Source organism: Rhizobium sp. Rhizsp42 (genome assembly GCF_047304155.1).
GTDB lineage: Bacteria > Pseudomonadota > Alphaproteobacteria > Rhizobiales > Rhizobiaceae > Rhizobium.
This window is the reverse complement of the sequence record NZ_JBGLYS010000080.1, coordinates 1-6393: the sequence shown is the minus strand read 5'-3', so window position 1 is coordinate 6393 and position 6393 is coordinate 1. Positions and strand designations below refer to the sequence as shown.

At 63.1% G+C, this 6393-nt stretch carries 3 protein-coding genes and 1 other annotated feature; of the genes, 1 reads left to right on the top strand and 2 read right to left on the bottom strand.

Going from position 1 to position 6393, the window contains the following annotated elements; all coding sequences use genetic code 11:
- Positions 1 to 37 precede the first annotated feature (37 nt).
- Both ACCD05_RS31365 and ACCD05_RS31360 read right to left on the bottom strand, forming a co-directional pair.
- Positions 38 to 814 carry an alpha/beta hydrolase gene (locus tag ACCD05_RS31365; RefSeq protein WP_413397555.1) on the bottom strand — a complete coding sequence of 259 codons (777 nt, stop codon included), beginning with the start codon at positions 812 to 814 and terminating at the stop codon, positions 38 to 40.
- A 303-nt stretch (positions 815 to 1117) separates the two neighbouring features.
- On the bottom strand, positions 1118 to 2584 hold the full coding sequence (locus ACCD05_RS31360; RefSeq protein ID WP_113200295.1) for a SulP family inorganic anion transporter: 1467 nt from the start codon (positions 2582 to 2584) through the stop codon (positions 1118 to 1120).
- A gap of 71 nt (positions 2585 to 2655) precedes the next feature.
- Positions 2656 to 2711 (bottom strand) — a sequence feature (sul1 is cis-regulatory element that is thought to sense ions involved in sulfur or methionine metabolism; They are found in Alphaproteobacteria).
- A 157-nt stretch (positions 2712 to 2868) separates the two neighbouring features.
- Here ACCD05_RS31360 and uvrB point away from each other — a divergent pair.
- Complete coding sequence (uvrB, locus tag ACCD05_RS31355; RefSeq protein WP_413397553.1) at positions 2869 to 5778, top strand: excinuclease ABC subunit UvrB; 2910 nt, start codon at positions 2869 to 2871, stop codon at positions 5776 to 5778.
- Positions 5779 to 6393: the final 615 nt, after the last annotated feature.

The window sequence follows — 6393 nt, the reverse complement described above, 5'->3', positions numbered from 1 at the left end:
GGTCCTAAGACCGCGACGTCACTGGCTTCACCTCACCTCAGCGGCCGCCGGCAGCCTCGATGATCATCTGGGTGATCTCGTCGGGGTGCGAGATCAGCGACAGGTGGCTGGATTTGAGCTCGATCGTCTTGGCGCCCATGCGCTTGGCCATGAAGCGTTCCAGATCCGGATTGATCGTCCGATCCTCCGTCGACACCGCGTACCAGCTCGGTTTCGAGCGCCACGCCGCCTGCGTGGTCTTGCCGGTCAGCAACGCCTTGTGGAACGGCTCCTGCACCGCATAGAGCACCTTGGCTTTCGCCTCCGGCAGATCGCCGGCGAAATCGCGCAGGAATGCCTCCTCGCTCAGACGTCCTTCATCGCCATCGAACACGATCCCGGCCGAGGCAGGCGGGGTCGGATAGGTCTTTGCCAGCGCCGTGTAGTCCTCGCCCGCATCGGGCGCACGGGCGGCGACATAGACGAGCGCCGAAACCTTGGGATGCACGCCGGTCTCGGTGACCAGCATGCCGGAGAAGGAGTGGCCGACGAGGACGGTCGGACCATCCTGGCGATCCAGCACCTTCTCGACCGAGGAAACGGCCTCCGGCAATGTGGTCAGCGGGTTCTGCACGGCAGTGGCGTTGAAACCGGCTGCCTGCAGGCGCGCGATCACCTCCGTCCAGCAGGAACCGTCGGCGAACAGCCCGTGGGCCAGAACGATGTTGCGCGCCTTGGCGGGCTGCGCCATCGCGGCCATGCCGCGCGTGGAAATGAGGGAAGCGGCAGCGCCGGCGAGAAGTGCTGTCGAGAAAGTCCGTCTGTTGATCATCATGGTCTTTACCTTCGGCTTTGATCCATCCGACCCGGCGACAGGTTGCGAACCCGCGCATGACCGGCACCGGTCGATCTGGATCCGGCTGCCGGTTCTCTTCCGGGCACCGTCGCGACACCACTGAATGGTGTCGCCGTGCCTTGGCCAAGACCTGCAGCCAAGACACGATCGCCGGCTGGCGCAGGTGAGGATGTCCCTCGCTCAGGCATGCCGTTTATGCCTGATTGTCCTGACGCGACCCGTATACGCCGGCACCGGCGGGTTTGTTACAGGTCGGGTGCGCGGCAGGACGACTTTAAGCGATCAGATTTCCTTCAGGCTCGGCGCATTGTCGAGCCGGCCGATCAGCGTCGCGCTCGCCTCGTTGAGGCCGTTTACCTCGACGGAAACGCCGTGCGCCTTGAAGCGCTGCACCACGCGGTCCAGCGCCGCCACGGCGGTGATGTCCCAGAAATGCGCGTGGGTGAGATCGATCGTCACCGCCATGCCCTCGGCATCGGCGATGTCGAAGGCGTCGATGAAGACGTCGGCGGAGGCGAAGAAGACCTGGCCGGTGACATGATAGGCGATGCGCTCGCCCGCCTCATCCGTGTCCTTGCGGACCGACAGCAGCTTGGCGACCTTGAAGGTGAAGAAGACGCCGCTCAGCAGCACGCCGACGGTGACGCCGAGCGCCAGGTTGGCGGTGAAGACGGTAACGACGACGGTCGCCAGCATGACGATGCTCGAGGTCTTCGGATGCACCACCATGGTCTTGACCGACGACCAATCGAAGGTGTCGATCGACACCATGACCATGATCGCGACCAGGGCCGCGACGGGCACCTGCGAGACCCATGGCTTCAGGAGCACCATGAGGATCAACAGCAGGGCGCCGGCAAACAGCGTCGAGAGACGGCCGCGACCGCCGTACTTCACGTTGCTGACCGTCTGGCCGATCATGCCGCAGCCGGCGATGCCGCCGAACAGGCTGGCGGCGGCGTTGGCGATGCCGAGGCCGGCGCATTCGCGGTTCTTGTCGCTCGTCGTGTCGGTGAGATCATCGACGACGCTCGCCGTCATCATCGATTCCAGCAGGCCGACCATGGCGATGGCCAGCGCCGGACCGGCGATGATCTCAAGCGTCTCCAGGTTCAGCGGCACCTGCGGCCAGGCGAAGATCGGCAGCGAATCCGGCAGCTTGCCGAGATCGGCAACCGTCAGCACCGGCAGATGCAGGCCGACGGAGGCAAGGGTGAGCAGCAGGATGCAGATCAGCGGTGACGGGATGGCGGTGGTGATGCGCGGCGCGATGTAGATCACCGCGAGGCCGGCGGCCAGCATGGCATAGGCGATCCAGTCACCGCCGATGATATGCGGCAGCTGGGCGCCGAAGATCAGGATCGCCAGCGCGTTGACGAAGCCGGTGCGCACCGATTTCGACACGAAGCGCATTAGGACGCCGAGGCGCAGCAGGCCGAACACGACCTGGATGACGCCCGCAAGCAGGCCGGCGGCGAAGAGATAGGGCAGTCCGTGGGCATGCACCAAGGGTGCCGCGACCAGCGCCACGGAGCCGGCGGCGGCCGAGATCATCGCCGGGCGGCCGCCGGTGAAGGCGATGACGATGCCGATGACGAAGGAGGCGAAGAGGCCGACTTGCGGATCGACACCGGCGACGAAGGAAAAGGCGATGACCTCGGGGATCAGCGCGAAGGTGGCGACGGCGCCGGCAAGCATTTCGCGGGTCGGATTGGAAAACCAATCCCGGCGGAAGGAGGATACGTGCATGTTGGTGATATCTCGCAAAGCGTGGCCCAACGCGCCCGGACGGGCGGTCGAAATATGGCGTGCAGGTTTTGCGTTGTCTGGCGGATCGGCGGCCAGAAGAGCCACCCGGAGTTTCACCGGGTCCGTGGTGAGTGTCTCCGTTATAGCCCGCATTTTTGCCGCGATGCAATATCGGCGAGCCATTTGGTGACCACAGACATCCAACGTCGGACGCCGCAAAATCCGTTTCCCTTTTGTACTCTTTGCCTCTTCCATTTCGCGCTGACTCTCTCCATATTCCGGCCATGGCCAAATCTCCGAAAAAGTCCCCCGCCCCCGATGGTTTCGAGGAAGCTCCCCAATCGTCCTTTGAAGGCGCCCCGCTCGAGGGCTCCGTCGCCGATTGGGTGAAGCAGTTGGAGGCCGATGCCGAGGCATCCGGTGTCGAGACACAGCGGCAGATCGCCTCGAAGGCCGGCAAGCACCGCAAGAAGGTGGAGATCGCGGCGTCAAAATCCGCCAGAGGCACGTCGATGGGCGGCTCGACCGACCCGAAGACGCGCGCCGCCGCCGGCCTCAACCCGGTCTCCGGCCTCGACGTCTCGCTTGAGGACGCCGCCGCGCTGAAGGCCGGCACGGCGGTGACGGCCACGGTGGAAGCGTTGTCGGCGCTGATCGAAAGCGGCAATCCGCTGTTCAAGGACGGCAAGATGTGGACGCCGCATCGCCCGGCCCGGCCGCCGAAATCCGAAGGCGGCATCGAGATCCGCATGAACTCCGAATATTCACCTGCCGGTGACCAGCCGACGGCGATCAAGGATCTCGTCGAGGGCCTCGACAATGGCGACCGCAGCCAGGTGCTGCTGGGGGTCACCGGCTCCGGCAAGACCTTCACCATGGCCAAGGTGATCGAGGCCACCCAGCGCCCGGCCGTCATCCTGGCGCCGAACAAGACGCTGGCGGCCCAGCTCTACAGCGAATTCAAGAACTTCTTCCCCGACAACGCGGTGGAATATTTCGTCTCCTACTACGACTACTACCAGCCGGAAGCCTATGTGCCGCGCTCCGATACCTTCATCGAGAAGGAATCGTCGATCAACGAGCAGATCGACCGCATGCGCCACTCCGCTACCCGCTCGCTGCTCGAGCGCGACGATTGCATCATCGTCGCCTCCGTCTCCTGCATCTACGGTATCGGCTCGGTCGAGACCTACACCGCCATGACCTTCCAGATGGAGGTCGGCGACCGCCTCGACCAGCGCCAGCTGCTGGCCGACCTCGTGGCGCAGCAATACAAGCGCCAGGACATCAATTTCGTGCGCGGCTCCTTCCGTGTTCGCGGCGATACGATCGAAATCTTCCCGGCCCACTTGGAAGACGCGGCCTGGCGCATCTCCATGTTCGGCGACGAGATCGACGCCATCACCGAGTTCGACCCGCTCACCGGCCAGAAGACCGGCGACCTGAAGAGCGTGAAGATCTACGCCAACAGCCACTATGTCACCCCGCGCCCGACGCTGAACGGCGCCATCAAGGCGATCAAGGAAGAGCTGCGCCTGCGCCTCGCCGAGCTCGAAAAGGCCGGCCGCCTGCTGGAAGCCCAGCGCCTGGAACAGCGCACCCGCTACGATGTCGAGATGCTGGAAGCCACAGGCTCCTGCGCCGGCATCGAGAACTATTCGCGCTATCTCACCGGCCGCAGCCCCGGCGAGCCGCCGCCGACCCTGTTCGAATATATTCCCGACAACGCCCTGCTCTTCATCGACGAAAGCCACGTCACCATTCCGCAGATCGGCGGCATGTACCGAGGAGATTTTCGCAGAAAAGCGACGCTTGCCGAATACGGCTTCCGCCTGCCGTCGTGCATGGACAACCGGCCGCTGCGCTTCGAGGAATGGGACGCGATGCGCCCCGACACCGTCGCCGTCTCGGCCACCCCCGGCGGCTGGGAACTCGACCAGTCCGGCGGCGTCTTCGCCGAGCAGGTGATCCGTCCGACCGGCCTGATCGACCCGCCGGTCGAAGTCCGCTCCGCCCGCAGCCAGGTCGACGACGTGCTCGGCGAAATCCGCGAGACCGCAGCCAAGGGTTACCGCACGCTCTGCACCGTGCTCACCAAGCGCATGGCCGAGGACCTCACCGAATATCTGCATGAACAGGGCGTGCGCGTCCGCTACATGCACTCCGACATCGACACGCTGGAGCGTATCGAGATCATCCGCGATCTGCGCCTCGGCGCCTTCGACGTCCTCGTCGGCATCAACCTTCTGCGCGAAGGTCTCGACATTCCCGAATGCGGCTTCGTCGCCATTCTCGACGCCGACAAGGAAGGTTTTCTGCGCTCCGAGACCTCGCTGGTGCAGACCATCGGCCGTGCGGCGCGTAACGTCGACGGCAAGGTCATCCTCTATGCCGACACCGTCACCGGCTCTATGCAGCGCGCCATGGACGAAACCGCCCGCCGCCGCGAAAAGCAGGTGGCTTACAACACCGAACACGGCATCACGCCGGAATCGGTGAAGGCGAAAATCTCCGACATCCTTGACAGCGTCTACGAACGCGACCACGTCCGCGCCGACATCTCGGGTGTATCAGGCAAGGGCTTCGCCGACGGCGGCAACCTCGTGGGCGGCAACCTGCAGACCCATCTCAACGCGCTGGAAAAACAGATGCGCGACGCCGCCGCCGACCTCGACTTCGAAAAGGCCGCCCGCCTCCGCGACGAAATCAAACGCCTCAAGGCCGCCGAACTCGCCGTCATGGACGACCCGATGGCGCGCGAGGAGTCCAAGGCCATGGAAGGCATCAAGCGGAACGCCAAGGCGACCAAAGAGTCCCTTCTCCCCAGCGGGGAGAAGGTGCCCGGCAGGGCGGATGAGGGGGCCACACCCTCGACCTCCCTCTTCCAGAAACCCACCCTCGACGACATGGGCCCAGGCACCGACACGGCCATCCCGTCCCGCACCTTCCGTCGGAACGATCTCGACGAAATGACCGTCGGCCGCACCGAAAAGCCCGTGTCAGGCAAGCTCCCGGACAAGCCCGACGCCGCCAAGAGCACCAAGCGTTTCTCCCCGCTGCTGGAAGGCCAACCCGACCGCGACGACCCGCGCCCCCTGGTGCGCGGCAAGACGGGCGTCGGCAGCTATGAGGATGCGGGGGATGTGAAGAGGCAGAAGCGGACGAAGGGCAAGACGGGGCGGCCGGGGCGGTAACTTCCCAAATAGTGATAACGCAACGTCACATTGCGTTTTAAGATTTCGCCCAGCATAAGATGCGAATTTTACCGCGTCATCGCGTTAAAGTATTTTGTTTTACCAAGGCGGCTCTCCGCCTTGGATTCGACTGAATGAGTTATACGCTCGCGCGAGAAGCTCACCATCCAAGCTCGTCAAGATCTGAGCGAAGCTTTTATCCTCTCAGACTTCGCAAACGCTTCTCGAATTTTGCGTTTGGTATCCTCAACCGGCTTTCTTGTTTGGTCCTGTGTCCGCTTGTCTTCGTTCCGGCGAACGTCATCATCCGGAATTAATTGGTCGTATCTAAACTTCCGATTTGCTTCCATTTGACCTTTCCTTACTTTCAGCATCTCCCATTTTAATGCGAGACAGGTAGCGTGGGTTCAATTCAGCGGAAAAATAATGTTTTCTTTTCACCCAAATGAAGCCCTCGGTTTTTGAAATCACCGCGACATCAATTGGCCCGCCTACAGTTTCCATTCCTCTAGAGACCCGGCGCTTGATAGAAGTCAAATTAGGCCCTACACTCATAAACGGGGTTCACACGCGGGCATGGCTTTGATTCAATGAGGCTTTGATTTGGAGGCCTCA